This window comes from Thalassospira sp. NFXS8 (assembly GCF_040148805.1).
Classification (GTDB): domain Bacteria; phylum Pseudomonadota; class Alphaproteobacteria; order Rhodospirillales; family Thalassospiraceae; genus Thalassospira.
This window is the reverse complement of sequence record NZ_JAGEMF010000002.1, coordinates 533,508-556,826: the sequence shown is the minus strand read 5'-3', so window position 1 is coordinate 556,826 and position 23,319 is coordinate 533,508. Positions and strand designations below refer to the sequence as shown.

22 protein-coding genes are annotated in these 23,319 nt (G+C 52.4%); 7 read left to right on the top strand and 15 right to left on the bottom strand.

What is annotated here, in order from left to right:
* Positions 1-170: 170 nt before the first annotated feature.
* Together J4E05_RS11805 and J4E05_RS11800 are read right to left on the bottom strand one after the other, a co-directional pair.
* Positions 171-2,348, bottom strand: coding sequence for a potassium/proton antiporter (locus J4E05_RS11805; protein ID WP_349595725.1), 2,178 nt, complete (start codon positions 2,346-2,348; stop codon positions 171-173).
* A gap of 194 nt (positions 2,349-2,542) precedes the next feature.
* Positions 2,543-3,007, bottom strand: coding sequence for an Lrp/AsnC family transcriptional regulator (locus J4E05_RS11800; RefSeq protein ID WP_085590956.1), 465 nt, complete (start codon positions 3,005-3,007; stop codon positions 2,543-2,545).
* Between the two features lie 417 nt (positions 3,008-3,424).
* Between J4E05_RS11800 and J4E05_RS11795 the strand changes: the two genes are divergently transcribed.
* The 4 genes from J4E05_RS11795 (at position 3,425) to J4E05_RS11780 (ending at position 6,380) form a co-directional block, all read left to right on the top strand.
* On the top strand, positions 3,425-4,573 hold the full coding sequence (locus J4E05_RS11795) for a DMT family transporter (RefSeq protein ID WP_349595722.1): 1,149 nt from the start codon (positions 3,425-3,427) through the stop codon (positions 4,571-4,573).
* A gap of 253 nt (positions 4,574-4,826) precedes the next feature.
* A complete protein-coding gene (locus tag J4E05_RS11790) occupies positions 4,827-5,078 on the top strand; it encodes an EamA family transporter (protein WP_349595720.1) in 252 nt (83 codons plus the stop codon).
* Positions 5,075-5,269 carry a hypothetical protein gene (locus J4E05_RS11785; RefSeq protein ID WP_349595717.1) on the top strand — a complete coding sequence of 65 codons (195 nt, stop codon included), beginning with the start codon at positions 5,075-5,077 and terminating at the stop codon, positions 5,267-5,269. Before J4E05_RS11790 ends, J4E05_RS11785 begins: the two co-directional genes overlap by 4 nt.
* A gap of 349 nt (positions 5,270-5,618) precedes the next feature.
* A complete protein-coding gene (locus tag J4E05_RS11780) occupies positions 5,619-6,380 on the top strand; it encodes an SDR family NAD(P)-dependent oxidoreductase (RefSeq protein WP_085590962.1) in 762 nt (253 codons plus the stop codon).
* 148 nt (positions 6,381-6,528) lie between these two features.
* Here the strand turns inward: J4E05_RS11780 and J4E05_RS11775 are convergent, their stop codons facing one another.
* The 3 genes from J4E05_RS11775 to J4E05_RS11765 form a co-directional block, all read right to left on the bottom strand.
* Positions 6,529-6,813: a 4a-hydroxytetrahydrobiopterin dehydratase gene (locus J4E05_RS11775; protein WP_349595714.1), complete on the bottom strand. Its 285-nt coding sequence runs from the start codon at positions 6,811-6,813 to the stop codon at positions 6,529-6,531.
* 80 nt (positions 6,814-6,893) lie between these two features.
* Entirely contained in the window at positions 6,894-7,559 is a 666-nt protein-coding gene (locus tag J4E05_RS11770) for a uracil-DNA glycosylase family protein (RefSeq protein ID WP_349595711.1), read from the bottom strand.
* 41 nt (positions 7,560-7,600) lie between these two features.
* Entirely contained in the window at positions 7,601-8,269 is a 669-nt protein-coding gene (locus J4E05_RS11765) for a glutathione S-transferase family protein (RefSeq protein ID WP_349595708.1), read from the bottom strand.
* A 336-nt stretch (positions 8,270-8,605) separates the two neighbouring features.
* On the opposite strand from J4E05_RS11765, the gene J4E05_RS11760 reads away from it, so the two are divergent.
* Positions 8,606-10,006, top strand: a complete 1,401-nt coding sequence (locus J4E05_RS11760; protein WP_349595705.1) for a leucyl aminopeptidase family protein — start codon at positions 8,606-8,608, stop codon at positions 10,004-10,006.
* 86 nt (positions 10,007-10,092) lie between these two features.
* Complete coding sequence (locus J4E05_RS11755) at positions 10,093-10,440, top strand: MarR family transcriptional regulator (protein WP_085590966.1); 348 nt, start codon at positions 10,093-10,095, stop codon at positions 10,438-10,440.
* A 764-nt stretch (positions 10,441-11,204) separates the two neighbouring features.
* Here the strand turns inward: J4E05_RS11755 and J4E05_RS11750 are convergent.
* The 7 genes from J4E05_RS11750 to J4E05_RS11720 all read right to left on the bottom strand — a co-directional run bounded on the left by J4E05_RS11750 (position 11,205) and on the right by J4E05_RS11720 (position 19,569).
* Entirely contained in the window at positions 11,205-11,873 is a 669-nt protein-coding gene (locus J4E05_RS11750; protein ID WP_349595702.1) for a LysE family translocator, read from the bottom strand.
* A 229-nt stretch (positions 11,874-12,102) separates the two neighbouring features.
* Positions 12,103-12,768, bottom strand: a complete 666-nt coding sequence (locus J4E05_RS11745) for a hypothetical protein (protein ID WP_085589903.1) — start codon at positions 12,766-12,768, stop codon at positions 12,103-12,105.
* Positions 12,769-12,810: 42 nt separating this feature from the next.
* A complete protein-coding gene (locus J4E05_RS11740; protein WP_349595699.1) occupies positions 12,811-14,445 on the bottom strand; it encodes an ABC transporter ATP-binding protein in 1,635 nt (544 codons plus the stop codon).
* A gap of 9 nt (positions 14,446-14,454) precedes the next feature.
* Positions 14,455-15,489, bottom strand: coding sequence for an ABC transporter permease (locus J4E05_RS11735; protein ID WP_349595697.1), 1,035 nt, complete (start codon positions 15,487-15,489; stop codon positions 14,455-14,457).
* A gap of 3 nt (positions 15,490-15,492) precedes the next feature.
* Positions 15,493-16,596: a microcin C ABC transporter permease YejB gene (locus J4E05_RS11730; protein ID WP_085589909.1), complete on the bottom strand. Its 1,104-nt coding sequence runs from the start codon at positions 16,594-16,596 to the stop codon at positions 15,493-15,495.
* Positions 16,597-16,599: 3 nt separating this feature from the next.
* Complete coding sequence (locus J4E05_RS11725; RefSeq protein ID WP_349595693.1) at positions 16,600-18,537, bottom strand: extracellular solute-binding protein; 1,938 nt, start codon at positions 18,535-18,537, stop codon at positions 16,600-16,602.
* A 114-nt stretch (positions 18,538-18,651) separates the two neighbouring features.
* Positions 18,652-19,569 carry a LysR substrate-binding domain-containing protein gene (locus J4E05_RS11720; protein ID WP_085589911.1) on the bottom strand — a complete coding sequence of 306 codons (918 nt, stop codon included), beginning with the start codon at positions 19,567-19,569 and terminating at the stop codon, positions 18,652-18,654.
* A gap of 151 nt (positions 19,570-19,720) precedes the next feature.
* Between J4E05_RS11720 and J4E05_RS11715 the strand changes: the two genes are divergently transcribed.
* Positions 19,721-19,936 carry a DUF1127 domain-containing protein gene (locus tag J4E05_RS11715; protein ID WP_085589913.1) on the top strand — a complete coding sequence of 72 codons (216 nt, stop codon included), beginning with the start codon at positions 19,721-19,723 and terminating at the stop codon, positions 19,934-19,936.
* 312 nt (positions 19,937-20,248) lie between these two features.
* Here the strand turns inward: J4E05_RS11715 and J4E05_RS11710 are convergent, their stop codons facing one another.
* From J4E05_RS11710 to J4E05_RS11700, 3 genes are all read right to left on the bottom strand, one after another.
* On the bottom strand, positions 20,249-21,547 hold the full coding sequence (locus tag J4E05_RS11710) for a class I SAM-dependent methyltransferase (RefSeq protein ID WP_349595689.1): 1,299 nt from the start codon (positions 21,545-21,547) through the stop codon (positions 20,249-20,251).
* 208 nt (positions 21,548-21,755) lie between these two features.
* Entirely contained in the window at positions 21,756-22,751 is a 996-nt protein-coding gene (locus tag J4E05_RS11705; RefSeq protein ID WP_349595687.1) for an NADPH:quinone oxidoreductase family protein, read from the bottom strand.
* Positions 22,752-22,855: 104 nt separating this feature from the next.
* On the bottom strand, positions 22,856-23,161 hold the full coding sequence (locus tag J4E05_RS11700) for a hypothetical protein (RefSeq protein WP_085589919.1): 306 nt from the start codon (positions 23,159-23,161) through the stop codon (positions 22,856-22,858).
* Between the last annotated feature and the right edge of the window lie 158 nt (positions 23,162-23,319).

The window sequence follows — 23,319 nt, the reverse complement described above, 5'->3', positions numbered from 1 at the left end:
GATCTGTGTCCCCGACGATCACGCTCTTGCGCATGTAAAACAGGGACAATTACATCAAGTTCGAGTACAGCACGACTGATGTCCAATCCTTTTCCGGATATCGTTTATATTATGCCAGCCGCTGCCGACATTCCCCTGCGATACCAGCCTGACAGGAATGAAGACAGCCGCTAACGAACCGGCTTGTCCTCGTTATCAACCTCTGCATGATCCGTGTCGGCATCAATGTCAGCCTCGGCATCCCCTGCGATTTCGTCGTTATCAGGCATTTTTTCGGCCTTTCGGGGTGGCTTGGTCCCGGTTTCGTCGTCTTCTTTATTGGCATCTGGTTGCAGTGCCGGGCTGCCAGGTGGGGCGTCATCTTCGCCCAACGTATCATCATCAGATGTTGTGTTTGATGTCAAATCGGCTTCGGTCGCGGGCAGCGGCTCTGCTTCGGAAAGCGCGATTGCGTCGGTTTGTGCCGCGGCATCAGCAGCGGCGGCCAAATCTGCTGGCGCCAGAGACGACATTTTTTTACGCCGGTTGGTCAGTTTGGCGCGTAGTTTACGACGCAACCTTCTACGGCGGCTTAACCGCCACAAAGCCAGCAATTCGCTGCGTGAATGGAATATCGGCAAGCGACGGCGATTTTCCGGGTTAAGTTCAACCGACATGCCGACTTCACGAATACCGTGCGCATCATCAATACGCCGTACAATCAGTTCAACAGGGCCATAAACGATACGGTCCGCCGGTTCAATATCCCCCGACAATTCACGTTCCAGCAATTCACCCAATGTCAAATCGCCATCACCAGGCGCAACCGGAAAACCATATAAGCGGCCCACATCCAGAATGCCGGTATCAGGCGGGAAACTGAAATCGCCAAACATATCGCGGTCATTCGCCCCTTCGGCGGGACCGGCAAACAGCTGATCAAGCAGTTCGACATATTGCGGCGGGGTGAAGATATAAATCTGATCATCACCCAGCAGACGCCCGGCACTATGCGGACGCAATGATTTACCATCGCGCAAAATAAGCGATGGGCGCGCCCATCGCGGAATACGATGCCCAGTGGCAACCGCGCTATCGGGATGGACCCGGTAAACCACCACTTCCTGATTGGCATTGCCGGGCAATTCCAGATCGATCCTGTCAACCGGCCCGCGCCGTGCCGGCACAATAATGCCCAGCCAGCGGGCAATTGGCTTGATCGTCCAGCCCTGCAACAACAGCGAGGTAATCACCACGATAAAGGCGGTATTAAAAAGCAGTTGGCCCTGCTCTATTCCCTCGACCATCGGCACAATTGCCAACAGGATGGAAACAGCACCACGCAAACCCACCCACGAAATAAAAGCAGTATCGTTGCGCGAAAAGTTAAAAAACATCAGGCACAGCCAGATGGCAACTGGCCGTGCCACAAACACCAGAATAAGGGCCAGCAAAAAGCCCGGTATCAGCACGCTGCCAAATTCAGACGGAGTTGCCAGCAAACCCAGGGTGACAAACATGGCAATTTGCGCCAGCCAGGTAATAACATGTTGAAACCGGCGGACACCGGCGCTCATGCGCATTTTGCTGTTACCGGCATAAAGACCGGCAACATAGACCGCCAAAAAGCCACTACCGCCAACAATGCTGGTGGCACCAAACAATGTCAGCGCACAGGCCAGAACCACAATTGGTACCAGCCCCGGCTCCAGTTTGATCCGGTTCATGCCCTGAACAATCAAAACGCCGCCCAGAAACCCCAGCACACTGCCCAGACCAATTTGAAAAACAAACCGTTCGGCCAGTTCAAGCGCCAGATTATCACCGGTTCCCTGAACAATCAGTTCAACCAGCGAAATGGTCAGAAACACCGCCATCGGGTCGTTGCTTCCCGATTCAACTTCCAGCGTTGATCGCGTTCGATCACGCAGGTTAATACCGCCAACCCGCAACAAAAAGAACACCGCCGCCGCATCCGTTGAACTGACAATCGCGCCAAACAGAAAACCGACCAGCCATGGAACCCCCAGCAAGAAATGGGCGGCAACACCAACGACCCCGGTGGTCATTAGCACCCCGAAGGTTGCCAGTGTCAGCGCGGGGGCCGATGCAATACGCAAGGCCCGTGTCGGGGTTTCAAACCCGCTGTCAAACAGGATAAGCGCCAGTGCAATGCTGCCAATAAAATAGGCCAGCGGCGCATTATCGAACTGAATGCCACCAATACCGTCTTCGCCAGCCGCGACGCCGACAAAAAGAAACACCAGCAGCAAGGGGGCACCAACGCGAAAACTGATCAGGCTGGTAAAAACGGCAACCATAACCAGAATCGATGCAATCAGGATAACCAGATTCATCGATTCAATCACAGGCAGCCTCCTATTTTTACAAACCAGATAACAAAAACGTACCGCCGCCATGCCAAATCGTCACAGCCAGCAATCGCACGGTCACAAGGCCGCATTTCCACCGGAAAATTGCGGCAAAATTAATGTCGATGCTTTGCACTCACATATGAATGCCTGACATATAGCATCCCGGTAACATTATTGCGCGGCTAAAGTTACCCAATATCGGGTGTTTGTGCCGGAATAAACGCAGTTTCCTTGGCCGTAGACAGGGCAATTTCCGGTAAAACCTCAACAATTCCGGGAAGTTCCTTAATCACATCGGTCACAAAACTTTCAAGATGGGCTGTATCACGCAACCGCAATTTTAGCAGAAAATCAAATCGCCCGGTCATATGATGGCATTCCATCACCTCGTCCGCCTTGATCAGGGATTTGATCATTTTACGGTTTCCCTTGGCGGGGTCGGTGCGTAACCACACCATCGCCATCAGGGACCGGCCAACGGCATCGGGGTCAATCTCGATCCGGTAGGCCCGAATAATACCCTGGTCACGCAATTTACGTACGCGGTCATTAACCGCCGAAACTGATAACCCCACCTTGCCGCCCAGCACCGCATATGATTGTGATGCGTCTTCCTGTAAAATATCCAGTAACTTCGCGTCGATGGCATCCATAACCTTCCCCCCGGTAACGAGCCCCTTGCCAATAAGCAATAATACACAAAAATCAGTCCGTTGCGAAGAAACACCGTATCGCTAAAAGCGAAATACTGCGAACGGCACCCGTTGATGGTGCGAAGCTGGATTTTTTATAAAATCCGGTATACTCATTTAAATAACATGCGTTTTCCGGGGTTTCGCGGATATATCTGCGTTTTCGGACCTGACCTTGCGTCATGGCATTAAAGGCATGGTGGATCAAATGGCCCGGTGCGGTTATTTGCCGCCAGCCTCGTTTTTGCGTTTTGATGACCATGGGCCTGTCACCACGCCGATACCATCACGCTCGTGCCGACAATCATTTGCTCAACCGATTGCCGCACCCCGTCCTTAGCGGGGAAATTGCATCCACAATGACAGGCTGGCATCACAATGAAGCAATGGTTTCAAAACTTTCCCAACTATGTTCAGGCCGCTATTTTTGCCACCATTGCCGCCATAACCGCCGCCGGATTTTCGGTCACCGTGCGCCTGGCAGCACAGGAGCTGCCGCCACTCGAGGTGGTTTTTTTTCGTAACCTGTTTGGCTTTTTACTGATTGTGCCGGTATCGCTGCGGGCAGGGTTTTCATCGCTTCACACCACACGCTGGCGGATGTTTTTTCTGCGTGCCATTTTGTCAATGGGCGCAATGAGCTTCTGGTTCTCGGCACTGGCTTATTTACCACTGGCCGAGGCAACAACCCTTAATTTCACCGTACCGCTATTTGGCACCGTGCTGGCCGCCATTTTCCTGAAAGAACAAATCCGCCATCACCGGATTATCGCCCTGATTGCCGGTTTCGCCGGAGTTGCCATTATCATTCGCCCCGGCAGCGACACCATGCAACTTGCCAGCATTTTACCCGTTGTGGCGGCCCTGTGCATGGCCTGTGCGGGCATGACAATCAAATCACTGGCCCGCACCGACAGCAGCCCCAATGTGGTGCTTTACACCATGTTGCTGATGACACCAATGACGCTCATCCCCGCGTTATTTGTCTGGGAAACGCCCAGCTGGAATGTAATCATGATTTTGCTGGTCGGCACCTTCATGGCCAACATTACCCAACTGTGCAACACCAGCGCCTTTCGCCTTTTTGATTACAGTTTTGTCATTGGCTTCAACTATTTGCGACTGCCATTCGTTGTGGTTGTGGCATTGGTCATGTTTGGGGAAATTCCCGAAATCTGGTTGCTGCCCGGTGCCGGATTGATTGTGGGATCGGCAATATATATTGCCCGGCGCGAAGCCGTTCTGGCCCGCGAGGCCAAGCGGTTTGACCGCGAACATTCATCGCCCGCAACCGACCTGGACCCACCACCCCGGCAACGCCCCGCCCCCGATACGCGGCCCAGTGCCAGTATGGCGTTCAATACCCAAACCGATGCCCCGGCAACCGGAAAACCCGATACAGCACCAAATGCAGATGCGGCGAAAGCAGCCCCCGAAACAGTGACAACGGCAAAACCACAAGCAGATACAGATACAAACACATCCATGGCGCAAAAAAACCGTGACCGCGCCCCACCACCCAAGTGAAACAAGCCTGGCAAAACCTTCCTGCGGCGATGAAAGCTGCCCTTTTTTCCATAACAGCTGCCAGTCTGGCAGCGTGTTTTAGCATCATTGTTCGTATTGTCACCCGTGACATACCGGCATTTGAAGCAGTGTTTTTACGCTTTGCCTTTGGCCTTTTACTTGTTGTGACATTTGCCCTGCGCAGCGGCATAACGGGGTTAAAACGCCGCACTTTGCCCTGTTCGGCGTTCGCGGGGCGCTTTCAACGGCAGAAATGTGTTTGTGGTTTTTTGCCGTGCAATATTTACCGTTAGCACGGGCAACCACCCTTAATTTTACAGTTCCCGTATTTGGCACCCTTCTAGCGGCCATTATCCTGCGCGAAACAGTCCATCATCATCGCTGGATCGTCATCGGTTACGGGGTTATCGGCGGGGCGCTTATCATTCAACCAGGCTTTAACGGGGCCTCACTGCCAGACCTGCTGCCAATTACCGCGCTCTGTGCATGGCCGGGGCTGGCATGACAACCAATTTATTGGTTCGCAAGGCAAACCCGGCCACGATCATGTTTTATTTAATGGCAATAATCACACCGGTGTCGCTTATTCCGATGTTGTTTGTGTGGCAAACACCAGACTGGCAAAGCCTGACCTTAATGGCATTGGCAGCCGCCATGATGAACGCGATGCAATATTGCAATGTCAAAGCCTTGTAACTGGCCGATTACAGCTTTTTTGTCGGTTTTTCCTATTTGCGTCTGCCGCTAATCGCGCTGTTGGCTGCCCTGTTATTTGGGGAAATTCCTGATATATGGCTGCTGCCCGGTGCCGGGTTAATTATCGCCAGTACCCTTTATGTTGTGCTGCGCGAAAGGCAACTGACTGCACAAAGCCGAGCACCACACAACACCCCGACTGCACGCTAACAGGCGGATCTTCCGAGGGGCGTTTCGTAAAATTAATGCCCTGCCTTTGGCACAACCGGCTTAAGCGCCTTTTCCTTGCCTTAAAAACAGATAATTTGGTATAGAAATACCAATTAAATTATTTAAGCAGGAGAAGCCGATGCAGGTTTCAGGAAAAGTTGCGATTGTTACCGGAGCAGCATCTGGCCTGGGGGCTGCAACAGCGCGGGTTTTGGCGGCAGCCGGGGCCATTGTTGCGACCTTTGACCTGAACGGTGACGGTGCCAATGCCACAGCGGAAAAACTGGGGGGCAAGGGTTTTGCGGTTGATGTAACCAATGCGCAAAGCGTTGAAGATGCCGTGGCCCGCGTTGTTCGCGATTTGGGCACACCACGCATTTTGGTCAGTTGTGCCGGAATCGTGCATGGGGAACGCATTGTCGGGCGTGAAGGCCCGGCCAATCTGGATAATTTTAGCCGCGTGATCAATGTGAACCTGATCGGCACATTCAACATGATGCGCGTGGTGGCCGATGCCATGAGCAAGGCCGAGCCGGTGGAAAGTGGCGAACGCGGCATTATCATTAACACCGCATCCATTGCTGCCTTTGAAGGGCAAATCGGCCAGGCCGCCTATGCGGCATCCAAGGGAGCTGTCCATTCGCTGACATTGCCAGCGGCCCGTGAACTGGCCCGCCACGGCATACGGGTGATGTCGATTGCCCCTGGCCTGTTTGGCACCCCCATGCTTTCGGGCCTGCCAGACGACGTTCAGGACAGCCTTGCGGCCAACACCCCGTTTCCCAAACGCCTGGGCTGGCCGGAAGAATATGGCCGCCTGGCCCTGCATATTTGCGAAAACGAAATGATGAACGGCGAAACCATTCGCCTTGATGGGGCCGTACGGCTTGAACCAAAATAATAATCGCGGTTATCGAACCCGAAACCTTTGAAACTTAATTCCACATTCATACCGCTTCTGGATACGCAAAAGCCGGTGGATCATCCCACCGGCTTTTCACGTAAAAACGCTACACGGGTTCACAAACATGCCACCTGGTGGAGCGCTATCAGGCGGCATCATCGGCAAATGCCGCCAGTTTAATATCCTTCTGCGACACACCGCCGACATCATGGGTCGTCAAGGTGATTTCGACCTTGTTATAGACGTTAAACCATTCAGGATGATGGTCCATTTTATCGGCCTTCAGCGCAATCCGGGTCATGAAACCAAAGGCTTCGTTGAAATCCTTGAATTTAAAGGTTTTCTGAATAGACAACCCGTCACCCGCCAGAGTCCAGCCGCTGACTTCGTTCAAGGCAATTTCTATTTCGGCGGGGGAAAGTTTGCTCATTTCAGCCTCCTGTACCTGTTTTCACATCAGGGTTAACATATCGTTCTGTCATGATAGCCACATACAGCCATGAAAACATGTCAGGAATTTGAAATCCTGGTATTTTGTCCGTCCAGTGCGTGCCTTACCCGTTCGCGCAAAACGGGTAACAACGCGCTTTCGAACCATGGATTTTTACGGATCCATGCCGTATTGCGCCAACTGGGATGGGGCATGGGCAACAAACCGTCGGGCAAAAACTGTTCAAACCGGCGCACGGTTTCAGTCATGGTTTTGGCCCGGCGCACGCCCAGATAATGCGCCTGCGCATATTGCCCGATCAGCAAGGTTAACCGCACATGCGGCAAGTGACGCAAAAGTACATCATGCCAGGTTGGCGCGCATTCGGGCCGGGGAGGCAAATCGCCACCACGCGCAAACCGGCCAGGGTAACAAAACCCCATGGGCATAATTGCCAGTTTGGCCGGGTTATAAAACTCCTGATGCGACATCTGCAACCAGTCTCGCAGCCGATCACCCGACGCATCGTTCCATGGCAGGCCGGTTTGGTGCACCTTTGTTCCCGGGGCCTGCCCAATCACCAGAACAGGTGCTAAAATGGCCATTCGCACCACCGGGCGCGGCCCCAGTGGTAAATGGGCTTCGCAAATACGGCATGCCCTTACATCGGCCAAAACCCGGTCAAGGGCCGGGTCCTGACCAGGCGGGTCCACTTCGGGCACATAACGGGAAGACGAAACAGGCAAGGTATCCTCGGCGAATGGTGGCAAAACCAATAAGGGTTAAATTACTCTTTTGCCGGTAATTCGGCGGCGTCAATAACCCAGCTTTCCGCAAGTGCCCCCTGATACCATTCCTGCATTGCAGGCATGGCAAGCACAGCCTGTTTATAAGCCTCGCCAACCGGATCAAGCGTTACACCATAGGTTTTAAACCGGGTAATGACCGGGGCAAACATGGCATCGGCAATGGTGAAATGGCCAAACAGAAAATCCCCACCCTGCCCATAACGGCTACGGCACATGTTAAAAATGGTGCTGATCCGTTCGATGTCTTTTTCAACACCGGGTTCACGCCCGCGACCGGAAAGATCTTTGCGCAAATTCATTGGCATGTTGGTACGCAGAGCCATAAACCCGCCATGCATTTCCAGTGCAACCGACCGGGCAATGGCACGGATATCCATATCAAGCGGCCATAACAGGGTATCGGGTCGGGTATCGGCAATATATTCCAGTATCCCCAAGGCTTCCCAAATGGTTTTTGTTCCATCGAAATAGGCTGGAACCTTGCCCGTTGGCGAAAAAACCGGGGCCTTGGCAAACCACTCTTCTGTGTAAAGCGATACCAGCTTTTCTTCAAATTCAACACCGGTGGCCCTGAGGCCCAGCCAGGCCCGTAACGACCATGAAGAATAGTTTTTATTGCCAATATAAAGTACCGGAAGATTTTCCATTTTACCCGTCATACACTTAAAACAAGGATCACAGAACCATACGTGCGCCAACCGCACAGGTGCAAAAGCAAGGTTCTTCAAAACCCGCAGGCCACACACAAAATATATTCCGGCAGCACCGGCCACACAACACGTACCGGATGACGGATACCACGCCAATCCTCTTGTTGTTTGTGGGCCAATCGCCGCATAATAACCATAACAATGTTGATCATGACACCCGATGTCACACATCTTCATTCACATAAACCACCCCGAGCCACTTTAACTGGTACATGATGCCGGGTTAGGTGTATCGGGCAACGCGCCCCGCCAAAACAAACAAGGACGGATCAATTGTTCGACCATATTATCCCCACACCCGCCTCTACCGATACCCAAACAGCCCTGACAATTCATGCTGTTACCCCGGCCAAATTTGGCGAATGGCTGGAAAATCAGTCAGATCTGCATAAATCATGGATTGATGCCAATCACTTTGAAAGCAAACGGGGCACCAGCCTTTTGTTGCCATCAACCGACGGCAAGGCCGCATCGGTGGTGCTGGGTTTTGAAAATGATGCCAAATCGGTGTGGGATTTTGCCACCCTTGTCACCCTTTTGCCCAAAGGCACCTATCAGTTTGACGCAACCGTAACCGGCAACGACGAACTTTGCGAACGTGCCATGCTGGGCCTGTATCTGGGTGGCTACCGGTTTGACCGCTATCGCAAAATCGATGCGCCACAGGCCACATTTATTCGCCCCGACAACGCCGCAAGCGACCGGGCCGAGAACACCGCACGCGGCATGGCCCTGACCCGCGACCTTATTAATGTACCGGCCAATGACATGGGCCCGGCCGAGTTGGCGGCTGCGACCCAAACATTGGCCGATGAATTTTCCGCCACCGTCACCACCATTGTTGGCGACGATCTGGAAGCACAAAATTACCCGTCCATTTATGCGGTGGGCAAAGGCAGCGACCGTGCGCCCCGACTGGTTGATATGCGCTGGGGCGATGAAAATGCACCGCGTGTGACACTGGTGGGTAAAGGTGTGTGTTTTGATACCGGTGGCTATGATTTAAAACCGGCCAGCAACATGCTTTTGATGAAAAAAGACATGGGTGGTGCGGCACAGGTTCTGGGGCTGGCCCGTATGATCATGGCGGCCAAATTGCCGGTCCGGTTGCGTGTGCTGATCCCGGCTGTGGAAAACATGGTATCGGGCAACGCCTTTCGCCCCAGCGACATTATCAATACCCGCAAGGGCATTACGGTTGAAGTTGGCAATACCGATGCCGAAGGCCGCCTTGTTCTTTCCGATGCGCTGACAGAAGCCGCCAGCGAAGACCCGGAAATTCTGCTGGATTTTGCCACCCTGACCGGTGCGGCACGTGTTGCCTTGGGCCTTGGTTTACCGGCCTTGTTTTCCAACAATGATGATCTGGCAAATGCCCTGCAAAATACCGGCATGGAAATGGGCGACCCGATGTGGCGTTTGCCGTTGTGGGAAGATTACCGCCCGATGCTTGATAGCAAGGCTGCCGATACCAATAATATTTCTTCAGGGGCATTTGGCGGTGCGATTATTGCTGCCTTGTTCCTGGATCGGTTCGCCAAGGGTGCCAAAGCATGGGCACATATCGATTTAATGGCCTGGAACCCGGCAGGAACCCCCGGTCGCCCCGAAGGTGGCGAAGCCCAGGGTATCCGGGCGGCTTTCAAGGTGATTAGTGATCGTTACGGTAAGTAAATTAATACAAATCAACCTTTGACTTCATGTCAGGGGTCAGGTAAACAGATTACGTATTCGTAACAAACAGGCTGTTGGACATAGATATGCCCATCGAGATCAAACCGTCACAAGCGCTTGACCTTTGGCGTATCGCGACTGTCGAAAGTGTACGTCGGGATTCCCCCGATTTATCTGCACGACAGATGGCCCTCGTTCTGACTGTTTATCTGACCCCGGCTCCCCACACTGTTCGTGGACTTGCCGATGCCCTGAACATTTCCAAACCCGCCATCACCCGCGCACTTGATCGGCTAAGCTCGCTTGGCATGGTTAAACGTAAAGTGGATGAAGACGATCGTCGTTCGGTTCTGATTCAACGCACTGTTAAAGGCTCGGTCTTTTTGCGTGAATTTGGCGATATTGTTGGCAGTGCAGGCAAAACTACCCAATAAGTTTAACTATCTTATTGCGGCAACCTTCTACCCTGAAATGGTTGCGTCATAAAGACACCCGAGATTTGGTAGCCTGGCCACCTACCGTTTGGCCTGCTGGCCCGTGCACCCCCAAATGTCCCCTTATTCCGACGCCCCCCAGCGCCAGTCCGCCCTACCAACCAAATGGTATGATGTACATACCAACATGCATTACATACCGACCGTTTGGTATGTAATGCCTTTTGAGCGTTCGTTTCATGGGCCACATTGGCAAACATTTTGTTGAAAACAATAACCATGGAGATGTCGATTAGGCATCCCCACAAGCCTGTGTAACACCTTTCCGCCCTTCCCCTTCCTTGCGCTCTCCCACCCGAGCGGCTCGGCACCAAAAGCTCTTTACCAACAATAAGGCCGGGCCTGGATCATAAGCAGCGGCGCAATTGATGTGTGCGAGGACAAGGATGCTGACCAAAGCTGTTACCGATCCAGTACAGCCAAATAACCTGAACACGCCCCTTGCCCTGAAACAGGGTATCACTCAACATGTTATCATCTTGCCCGGGCCAATTGGCATTCGCGCAAATGCAATACCGTCAAACACGTTGCGATGCAGCGTTACGGTCCCCCAATGCATTATACATTGCCAAGCCCGTTTAAGGCTTCTGCCCACAAATGACGGATATGAAATTACCAGAGAAGATGGAACCGGGGCCAGGCATCGGCCGAGACATCACTTAATAAAAGGCAGGGTCAATCGGCAGGTGCTCCCCCACACCTGATTATTTCTCACCGGCAAAGCTGCCTGGCATATCAATCAGGGAAAGCAACATTGCCGCAACGATCAGCACACCGCCGCTAAAACGGCCAATGGCACGGTGACCACCATGGCGGGTTACCCAAGGCGTAATGCGCGATGCCGCCGCCGCGTAAACCATTACGGCAGTGTAATCAAAAACAACAAAGGTTACCCCCAAAATCAAAAGCTGAGGCAGCAAAGGCTGTGTTGCATCAATAAACTGAGGAAATAAAGCGCCGAAAAAAGCAATCGCCTTTGGGTTACCGGCCGCAACCAAAAACCCCTGACCGAACATTTTAAGCGGACGCGCAGGTTCACGGCCTGATATATTTTTTATTACGATATCGTTTTTAATGCCTTTTCCGGCGGGCTTGCGAAAAAACGCCGCCAGCCCCATTGCCAGCAAAAACGCCACGCCAACCCATTTGACCGCATAAAATGCTGTCGCCGATGTTGCCAGAATGGCCCCAAGACCAACTGCTGCAATCACCATCTGGATCATATTGGCGGTAACATCGCCCAATGCGGTTACCAAGGTTGGCACAGGACCGTACCGCATGGAATGCGACATACCAATCAGCACACTTGGACCTGGCGTTGACACCATCAATGCCACCAGGGCGCAAAAACTGATCCATATATGCAACGACATTTAACACCCCGATACCTGGCAATAATTGCGGGGTGTATCACAACCAATCGCACGAACAAGCGCAATCCGGGCAAACCAACCATGCCAAGGCAATTGAACCTGTCAGCCCGACCAACCGACCGGCCGGCCGGATTTAACAGAACATCCGTTGTAATAACGAGCGTATCAACCAGGTTTAATCAGCGTGCGTTACCGCTTGTTGCCGGAATGACGGGTGATACCCGCATTCCTATCGTTCATTGGGCCATTGATCAAACAGACCACGCACCTGCACCGACTTCACAATATCGGGGCCCAGCACCTTGTTACAGGTTGCCAGCAAACGCCGTTGCAGGCCCACAATGATCGGGTCCGGCGTTGGTTTAAACGGAGAAAAAAGCGGTTTTTCAGCCTCGCCTTCGGCAGGTTCCTCGTGAATTTCGTTACCGTCTTCATCCAGTTTTGGTTTCGGCGGTAAAAGCAGTGACGGCGCCTCGTAATGATAGCCACGCTTGCCCTTGGCAACCTTTTCGGCGCGATACTGGGTGTCGCGATAAAAATAACGTTGAATATCGCGCAAAAAAGCGTTCAACAATTTGGGCTGAATGCGCGTTACAATGGCACGATGTTCGACAGAGGACAGCTCAAGCCAGACATCTGCCGCGATCTGGCGGATCATGCCCTGACGCGGCAAGACAATAGATGTCACAACTTTTTCAAGTTCGAATACATTGGCTGGCAAGGCCACACCAGCAGATTCACCTTCTGCCGCAGCCTCCTTGCCTTCGCCCGAAGAGGCATATGCATTTGAAATGGAAAATGCCGTCAGGGCAAAAACGGCAATGCCGAAAAATATACAAATACGGGCTGCCAGCGGCACAGTTTTCCGCTGTGCTGTCTTCCGGGTTTTACCCATTATTTCCAACCTACTATCACGTTTTATATGCTTCTTTGTATGCTATAGCGCATCAACTCGCCCATCAGGGGCATCTATGTCAAGCGCGGCGGCCAGAAGCTGTTTGGTATAAACATGTTGCGGATGATCAAAAATCTGATCGGCGGCACCACTTTCAACCAGTTTCCCGCTTTTCATCACCATCACCCGATGCGAAAGGGCGCGAACCACTTTCAGATCGTGACTGATAAACAGATACGCCATGTTATGACGCATTTGCAAATCGCGCAGCAATTCAACAATTTGCGCCTGCACCGACATATCGAGTGCCGAGGTCGGTTCGTCAAGGACCATAAAGCGAGGTTTTAAGACTAAAGCCCGTGCAATCGAAATACGCTGGCGCTGCCCCCCGGAAAATTCGTGCGGATAACGGTGCAGCGCACTCTCGGGTAAATCAACCTCTAGCAAAGCCTGGGCAATACGGTCTTCGCGTTCGGCACGGCCAAGTTCCGGCTGGTGAATTTCCAGCCCTTCGCCAACAATTTGGGCCACAGACATACGCGGACTGAGCGAACCGAACGGGTCCTGAAACACCACCTGCATATCACGGCGCAAGGCGCGCAATTGTGCCCCCTCGCGGGCACGAACATCCTGCCCGTCAAACCGGATATCCCCCTGGGAATGCAACAGGCGCAATATTGCCAGGGCCAATGTGGTTTTACCCGACCCACTTTCACCAACAATACCCAGTGTTTCACCCTGCCGAACAGATACCGACACACCATCCACCGCATCAAGGTAATATTCCGGACGACCAAGAATGCCTTTTTTACCAATCGGAAACCGCACGTGAATATCGCCGGTTTGCAATAATTCCTGCGCGTTATCGGGCAAAGGCCGCGCCTGCCCCGAGGGTACGGCATCCAGCAAACGCCGTGTATAGGGATGACGGGGTTGTTCAAACAGGCGCGTGTTATCGCCAAATTCTACAATCTCGCCGTCTTTCATGACACAAACCTGATCGGCCATTTTCTTGACTATTTGCAAGTCATGGGTAATCAGCAACAAAGCCATTCCAAGCCGGTTTTGCAAATCACGCAATAACTGCAATATTTGCGCCTGAATGGTCACATCCAGCGCGGTTGTCGGTTCATCAGCGATAAGCAGTTCCGGGTCATTGGCCAGCGCCATCGCAATCATCACGCGCTGGCGTTGCCCGCCCGAAAGTTCATGCGGCAACGATCGCAGCCGCGATTTCGGATCAGGAATACCGACAAGATCCAGAAGCTCAAGAATACGTTCGCGGGCCTTGGCCCCGCGCAGGCCTTTATGCAGCAACAATACCTCGCCGATCTGCTTTTCCACATTATGGAGCGGGTTAAGCGAGGTCATTGGCTCCTGAAAAATCATCGAAATGCGGTTACCGCGAATTTGGCGCAAGGTGCATTCGGGCGCACCAACCATTTCCTGCCCGTCAAACAGAATAGACCCTGCAGGATGCGTGGCACGCGGATAAGGCAGCAATTGCAAAATCGACATTGCCGTTACCGATTTTCCCGACCCGCTTTCACCCACCAGAGCTAACGTCTCACCGCGCTGCATGCGAAAAGAAACACCGCGCACCGCATCGACACTGCCAAAGCGCACCGCGAGATTGCTGACATCCAAAAGATATTCGGCTTTGCCCTGTTCTGACATCAAATTCCCCTAGAATGTCTTGCGCGGATCAAAGGCATCACGCACGGCTTCACCAATGAAAATCAGCAAACTCAGCATGACGGCGATGGCAAAAAAGGCGGTAATGCCCAGCCACGGTGCCTGTAGGTTGTTTTTACCCTGCGAGAGCAATTCACCAAGCGACGGTGAACCCGGTGGCATACCCAGGCCAAGAAAATCCAGCGATGTAAGGGCAACGATGGAACCATTTAACACAAAGGGTAAAAACGTAATGGTTGCCACCATCGCATTGGGCAACACATGACGTGTCATAATGCGAAAATCACCCACACCCAGCGCCTTGGCCGCCCGGACATATTCAAAATTCCGCGCGCGTAAAAATTCGGCACGGACAAGGCCGGTCAGGCTCATCCAGTTAAACAGCACCATGATAAACAAAAGCGTCCAGAAACCCGGTGCGAACAGGCTGGCGAGAATAATCAGGATAAAAAGCTGCGGCAGCCCACCCCAGATTTCAATCACACGCTGAAATGTCAGATCAACCCAGCCCCCAAAATATCCCTGCACCGCCCCTGCCGCGATGCCGATGACCGAACTGATCAGGGTCAGGGCCATGCCAAATAAAACCGAAATGCGAAACCCGTATATCAGCCGCGCCAATACATCCCGGCCCAGATCGTCGGTTCCCAGCCAGTGCCGGGAGGACGGGGCTGCGGGTAACGGTTCGCGCATGTTGAAATCAATGGTGTCGTAGGAAAACGGAATAATCGGCCAAACGGCAAAACCGTTATTCTGAATTTTACCTCGCAAATAGGGATCGTAAAAATCGGTCGCGACATCAAAATCGCCACCAAAGGTGGTTTCAGGGTAATCCTCGACAATGGGAAAGTACCAGTTGCCATCATATTTGACGATCAGGGGCCGGTCATTGGCCAGCCCGTCGGCCAACAGGCAAATCACAAACAGCACGGCAAAAATCATCAATGACCAATAGCCGCGCCGATTGGCACAAAAACTTTCGATACGACGCTGGTTTAGCGGGGAAAGGTGCAATGGATTTGCCATGTCTCAATCCTTCCGCGCATCAAAGTCGATACGCGGATCGACGAAATGGTATGTCAGATCGCTGATCAGGTTCAAAATCAGCCCTGCCAGCGTAAACATGTAAAGGGTGGCGAACATTACCGGGTAATCGCGCTTCATGACGGATTCAAACCCCAAAAGCCCCACCCCGTCGAGCGAGAAAATCACCTCGATCAGGACCGATCCGGTAAACAGCAAGCCAATCAGCGCGCTGGGGAAACCGGCAATAACCAACAACATCGCATTACGAAACACATGCCCGTATAAAACCCGTTTTTCGCTTAGACCCTTGGCCTTGGCCGTCACCACATATTGTTTGTTGATTTCATCGAGAAACGAATTTTTGGTCAGCATGGTCAGGGTGGTAAAGCCCCCAATGGTTAGCGCGATAATGGGCAAGGTCAAATGCCAGAAATAATCGCCTATTTTACCAAGAAGCGACATGTCATCCCACCCCGCTGACGTCAGACCGCGCAATGGAAAAATATCCAGATATGTCCCCCCTGCGAACAACACAATCAGCAACACGGCAAACAGAAAACCGGGAATGGCATAGCCGGTAATAATGGCAACCGAGGTCCAGACATCAAAGTTACTGCCGTCGCGCACGGCCTTGGCAACGCCCAGAGGCACCGAAATCAGATAAATGATCAGCGTGGACCACAACCCCAGAGAGATCGACACAGGTAGCTTGTCGATCACGATATCGACAACATCGCGGTCCTGAAAATAGCTTTGGCCAAAATCGAAGGTCAGATAATTTTTCATCATCATCCAGAACCGTTCGTAGGCCGGTTTATCAAACCCAAACTGCTTTTCAAGCTGGGTGATGACTTCAGGGTCCAGCCCTTGCGCCCCCCGGTAATTGGAATCGCTTGAAAAATTATTGCCACTTTGGGCACCACCGCCAGTATCGGCACCATTGTTTGAAATGCGTGCCGTGGTCGAGACACTGGCACCTTGAAGCTGGGCGACCATCTGTTCCACCGGGCCACCGGGCGCGAATTGAACAATCGCAAAGTTCAACACCATGATGCCAAACAGGGTCACCGGGATCAAAAGAATGCGACGCAGAATATAATTCAGCATGGCTTAATATCCCCCCTTGCCCAGTTTTTTTGATTTTTCCGGGTCAATCCACCATGTCATCATTGAATTGCCTTTGGTTGGCACCACCGATGGCCGACCAAAAATATTCCAATATGCCAAACGGTCAGCGGGTTGATACCATTGCGGAATGGTATAATCCCCCCATAACAACACACGGTCCAGTGCCCGGGTACGTTGCACCAGGCTATCGCGGCTGTCGGCCGATATCACCAGATCAATAATCTGATCGACCACAGGGTCCTTGATACCGGCAAAGTTACGGCTGCCTGGCTGGTCGGCCGCAGCAGAGGACCAAAAGTCGCGCTGTTCATTACCCGGCGACAAGGTTTGCTGCCACCAGAATGTGGTCATATCAAAATCGTGCGCCTGTATCCGGTTAATCCATTGACCGGTATCGACCAGGCGGAAGTCCATTTCAATACCCAACTGGCGCAAACGCGCCTGCATCATCAGGGCTATTTTCTCAAATCCCGGCTGGCGTAATAGCAAGTTAAAATGAAACAATTCGCCTGTTTTTTCATTCACCAGTTTCCGGTCTCGCAAAACCCACCCGGCATCGTTTAACAATGTCATGGATTCACGCAGGGCCTTTCGGCGACCATTTTCCTGATCATAATCAGGCAGACTATAGGGCTTGGGAAAAAGATCCGGTGGCAATTGATCCCGGAACCTGTTCAGAACTTCCAGTTCCTCGCCCTTGGGCAAGCCTGAGGATGCCAGTTCAGAATTAGAAAAATAGCTGTCTGTGCGCTGATACGCGCCATAAAACATGGCCCGGTTCAACCACTGAAAGTCCATCGCATATTGCAAGGCCCGACGCACCCGATGGTCGGCAAAAATCGGACGGCGCGTATTCATTACAAAACCCTGCATTCCGCGGGGTTGGTGATTGGGGATCAGTTCCTTTTTGATATCGCCATTGCGCACCGGGGGTTTGTCATACCCGGTCGACCATTCCCGCGATGAATGTTCACCGCGATAATAATATTCACCGGCAAAAAACGCCTGACGTTCAACATCAAGATCCCGGTAATAATCGTAGCGAATGGTATCAAAATTATACATGCCCTTGACCGAAGGCAGGTCTTTGGCCCAATAATTTTTGACCCGTTCATAGGTAATATGACGACCCGGCTCGAAATCCCTGATTTTATAGGGGCCACTGCCAACCGGAATTTCAAAGGTAGTTTTGGTAAAATCCCGGTCTTTCCAGTAGTGGGCCGGTAATACCGGGACCTGCCCCAAAATCAACGGCAATTCCAGATTATCGCCGGGCTTGAATACAAACTTGACCGTCAGATCATCCAGTTTTTCAAGATGATCAACCGAGGCATAATATTGCCGATACAGCGGATTTCCTTTTTCAATCAGTGCATTGAACGAGAAAATCACATCATCGGCCGTGATCGGGATGTTGTCCTGAAAGCGAGCCTTGGGGTTGATGAAAAATGTCGCATAAGATCGGTCTTCGGGAACTTCAATCTTTTGCGCGACCAACCCGTATTCGGAAAAAGGCTCGTCATCGCTACTCACCATTAAGGTATCATACATCAACCCAAGCCCGATCGCCGGATCACCCTTTAAAATATAAGGGTTCAGCGAATCAAACGATCCGGTCCAACTATCCAGCAAGGTCCCGCCCTTGGGCGCATCGGGGTTAACATAGTCAAAATGGGTAAAACCCGGCCCGTATTTTAAATCGCCATACAGCGATATCGCATATTCAGGCCGCGCCAGACTGGCAAGGGGTTCTTCGCTCACGGCAACGGTCGGCGCAGGGGTGATATTGGGTTTGGCTTCCTCAGCCGGGCTAATAACGGGCCATGCCAGCACCACACATCCCGCAATCCATGCCCTGATCATATGCTTTTTACACCGCACAAAACCCAACCGAACCACCTCACCTGTACTGATATCCATCAAAATAACCGTTTTTTCCAATGATCGCGGTTGGTGATGCAAGGCAAATATGCCCTTTATCTGCTTGTTCATAATGGGGAACAAAATGGTTCAATTTCAAGGCATCATAAAGCATTACACCTGTTTTTGAACGGTTTTGCGCCTTGTGGTTTCAAGTGTAATTTCACTCATCAACCAATCGCGAAAGGCGCGAACCTTGCGCCGCTCCAGTCTTCCATCCGGATAACACAGCGAATAGGCATAGGGGCTATCGACCGGCAAATCAAACGGTACGGTCAAACGGTTCGTCACCACATATTCGCCAATCATTGCCGGATCGGAAATAACCACACCAAAACCGCTGGCGGCAGCCTCCATTGCCATATCAAGGGTGGCAAAAACCGGCCCCCTGTCGGCATCCACCCCTTTTATACCCGTACCATTCAGCCATATACGCCAGTCTTCACGCTGGGCCGAGCAATGCAATAATGGCACCTTTGCCAAATCCTCGGGCTGCGACAATTGTGCCACCAGGCTGGGATGACACACCGGCAACAACCGTTCACCGGTTAAAAATTCATGCACCAGCTGGTCACCCGGGGTATCGGCAAAGCGAATAGCAATGTCGGTTTCGGAAAAATCAACCGGCAGGCTGTCGTCATTAAAGGTGCCCAGTTGCACCTGCAAATCGGGATATTCCGACTGAAACCGACCCAGCCGCGGCACAATCCAGCGCATGGCAAAGGTTAACGGCGCCAGCACCCGCAACTGGGTATCATCGGGCCGATCCTCGATTCGCCCGACCGCAGATTCAATCGCATCAAACGCCTCGGTCAACGACATTAACAAAATTCGGCCCGGCCTAGTGAGTTTTAATCGCCTGTGATGGCGCTCAAAAAGACGCCGCCCCAGAACATCCTCCAAATGCTGAACCTGGCGGCTGACCGCGCCCTGAGTAACGTTAAGTTCTTGTGAAGCCTTGGTAAAACTTTCAAGTCGGCCTGCGACCTCAAAAGCACGCAAAGCATTCAACGGCAAGGGACGACGTTTCATAACGGCCTTTCTTGCATGAGTTTACCTCATGCAATGATGCTAAAATATGGTTTGAGAGCAAGTAAAAAACGGCGTAACTCTGGGTTTAACGAAACGAAATTCATGGCCGCATCCCTTGAGAGAGCCGCCAGCAAATTGAAGGAATACAATTATGGTCGCGATCACCAAGAACACTGCCGCATTCACCGCCCCCCGTGCTGGCAACAACGACATTCTTGATCGTTTGCTTGCCCTGCCGCGCCAGTGGGCCGCACGCTTTACCCTGCGCAACCGCCTTGCCGACATGGACGCCCATTTGCTGCGCGACATTGGCTGGGATGTTTACGACGCACGGATCGAAGCCAAAAAACCTTTCTGGCAGGTCTGATCGACCAGCCATAGCGGCAAAATCTTTTGCTGCCGACCGGGCCGGGTCGCATTCCGGCCTGTTAAACTGCCAAACCCGGAAATTCATTATGTCTCCCCGATTTTTCAGCTTGCAGGGACGCCTTTCATTCCCCCTGCAAGTTCTTGATGCCCTTCTTCGTGCATTCTCCCATACACAGCCGCGGGTTCGTCATTGAAACGCAGCTAACCTGGCCGGTCATCGCAAGATGCCCGGCTTTTCTTTTGCGCCAAAACCACCCCTTTTTCGCATCTCGGGCAAAGCAGGCCGCACGCGCCCTTTTGCACATTTCAATCAGGCCGGGTGACGCAAAAACATCAGGTTTGCTGCTGACAATACCGCAAATAAGGCCGCCACCTGCGCATAAAATGGTTCAATTTCGGGTAACGGCTTAAACGACTGGCGAATATCTTCCAAACTGCGGTGCCCGTTCACCCGCGACAAAATGGCAGCACTGGCCGGGGGAAGCGCACGTGTCAGTGAAAAACCGTTGAAATTAATTTTGATCTGCGCATTTTTGGCTACGGATGCCGCCAGTTTCGCGCCATCTATTCGGCCCAGATACGGCACCATCACCGACAAATCCTGCCTCTGAACCAGCATTTTTCCTGTTTTCTCGCGTCCTGAAATTTCAACCGGACGTGTTTTATTATTTGCTTTGACGACATAAAAAATATGCTTGGTAATATTGCCAGCCAGCAATTCGGCCATGGCGCACCGTTCACGCGAAGAAAGCCCGGCCAGCTTTGCGCGAACAGGGGCGCTCGTGGTGTAAACCACCGGATCATAACGCAGCGGCTCAACAAAACTTTGCAGTCGCAAACCTGCCTGTTCGACAAAATCATAAACTTCGTCAACACGATAGGCCCGATCTTGCTGGTGCAACAACAAATCATAAAACCCGGCATCACCGCCCTGAATATGATCATTCACAAACGGGTTGCGTTTTAACCAGTTGGTTGGCGGTAACCCCTCGAACAATGACTTACCGACATCAAGCCGGGCGCGCCCTGCCGCCTCGGCCGACAGGCGCTGCATCATTTCCTGCATATGGTAAACGCCGGTACGGCCAAGGGTGGCGTAAACCATCAGGCCCATGCCGCCCCCCGGCTTCAAGCTATCGGTCAGGGCGCGCAACCCGGCATCCGGGTCAGGCAAATGATGTAAGACCCCGCAGCAATCAATGTAGTCATAGGGACCATATTGTCCCGCAAGGTCAACAAACGACCCGGTCACAAAGGTTACGTTTTTCAAACCCCTCCGATTAACCCGGCTTTCGGCGATCTGGCGCGATGCGGCAGACAGGTCGATATAGATGATTTCGGCATTTGCACCGCGATCCTGCGCCTGTTGGGCCAGCATCACTACCGCATCGCCCGTGCCACCTCCTGCCACCAGAATACGCAAAGGTGCGCCATTTTGCCCGGGGTCGCGCCCGCCAAAAATATAATGAACAACCTCGCCCCAATCCCCGGGTGACCCGGCAATCAGGCGCTTGTCCTCGTCCTCTGCCTGGCGCGCGGGATATGGGAATGTTTCATATTGGTCACGGGTACGGCTGGCATTTTTTTTGCTGGGTTTAGACCGGCTCATAGGGATGCTTTCGTCTGAAAAATGCCATCGGGTTGCGCGGCCAACGATACGCCGAAACGCCCCAAATCAGAAAACATCATACCGATCACACGGGGCATCCGCATTTGTCGTGGCCAAGCCTTTAAAATTCATGGTTTTTGCGCCAATGGCAAGCCAATGTAACCCGATGCCAGCCCTGCTATTATAAAAACAGCGATATAACGTGGTGTTATTGAGCATCTTCGCGACACAGAACAACCATTTTGCTTGTCGCACTGCGGTCACGCAAGGCACTAAAGGCCTGTGATACATCATCCAGGGCAAATTGCCGCGAAACCGATGGTGTTATATGACCAACCGCCAGATTATGTAACAGCTCCGACATACCATCGCGGGCAATGTCGGGGTTTTGATCCAGATAGGCCCCAAAATAAAACCCCAGCACCGCAATGTTTTTCACCAGCAGGATATTGGCCGGAATTTGCGGAACATCGCCACTGGCAAACCCAATGACCAGCAAACGTGCGCCGGGTGCGACGCATCGCAAGGACTGATTAAACACATCGCCACCAACAGGATCATAAACCACATTTACCCCGGCCTTCCAGCCGTGCCGCTGGCAAATGTCCTTCACAGTGTCGGTTATGTTTTCGGTTTTATAATCAATGACAAAATCGGCACCATGCTGACGGGCGATCTCGCATTTTTCAGGGCCGCCTGCTGTCGCAATCACATTCGCACCCAAAACCTTGGCGCATTCAACCGCCGTCACACCCACCCCGCCGGCGGCACCATGCACCAGCACAACCTCGCCTGCGCGTACATTGGCGCGATATTTCAATGCAAACCACGATGTCCCATAGGTGATTTGAAATGCCGCAGCATCGGTGAAGGCCACACCATCAGGAATGGGAATAATCCGCCCGGCATCAAGGGCAATTTTTTCGGCAAAACCGCCATTGGCGACCATTGCCATCACCCGTTGCCCAATGACAGTGGCATCAACACCTTCGCCCACCGAAGCAACAACCCCGGCAATTTCAAAACCGGGAATAAACGGAATGTCAGGCTGTTGCTGATATTTTCCTGCAATGATCAGGGTATCGGCGAAATTGACCCCGCAGGCGTATATGTCAATCACCACTTGGCCCGGACCGGCCTGCGGGTCATCCACCGTGCGCATCACCGGGGCCACACCAAACTTTTCGCACATCATGGCCCGCATTACTGTTCTCCGCAGGTTGATCCCGTCAAACCGGTTTCCGATGAAAGCAGCTTATAAAAAAAAGCCAGTCAGCCGCAATGTGCCACACGAACCACAATTTATGATCAGAAAAACTTTGGTTTACGTTTGCGCCGTGCCAGAAAACTCAGCAGCACACCAGGCACAAGCAACAGCAAAAACGCAGGTAATAGCAAGCCGGGAACAAAAACCTTGTCCCAAAGCCAGCTCGAGACATAACGCTCGATCAGGGCTTGCAGTAAATTCAGGCTTCCTGCATCCAGCCGATACCATAGCTCGCCCCCTGCAACGAACCGGATGGTTCCTGTTTGCAGCGCGCTAACCCCATCGCCCACCAGTACAGCCAGACAGGCAAATAAAAACAGCCAGCCCAGCACCCTGAAAAACCACATACTCTTCTCCGCCTTTTCGGCTTCAAACTTTTCGGTTTCGATATAATTGCCGACACCGTAACGGTTTTAGACACCTGCCGTAAAGGGACACTACATAACCGAACGTCCCATAATGCATAAAATTACGGCAAACATTTGATTGCAGAGTACATGTTAGA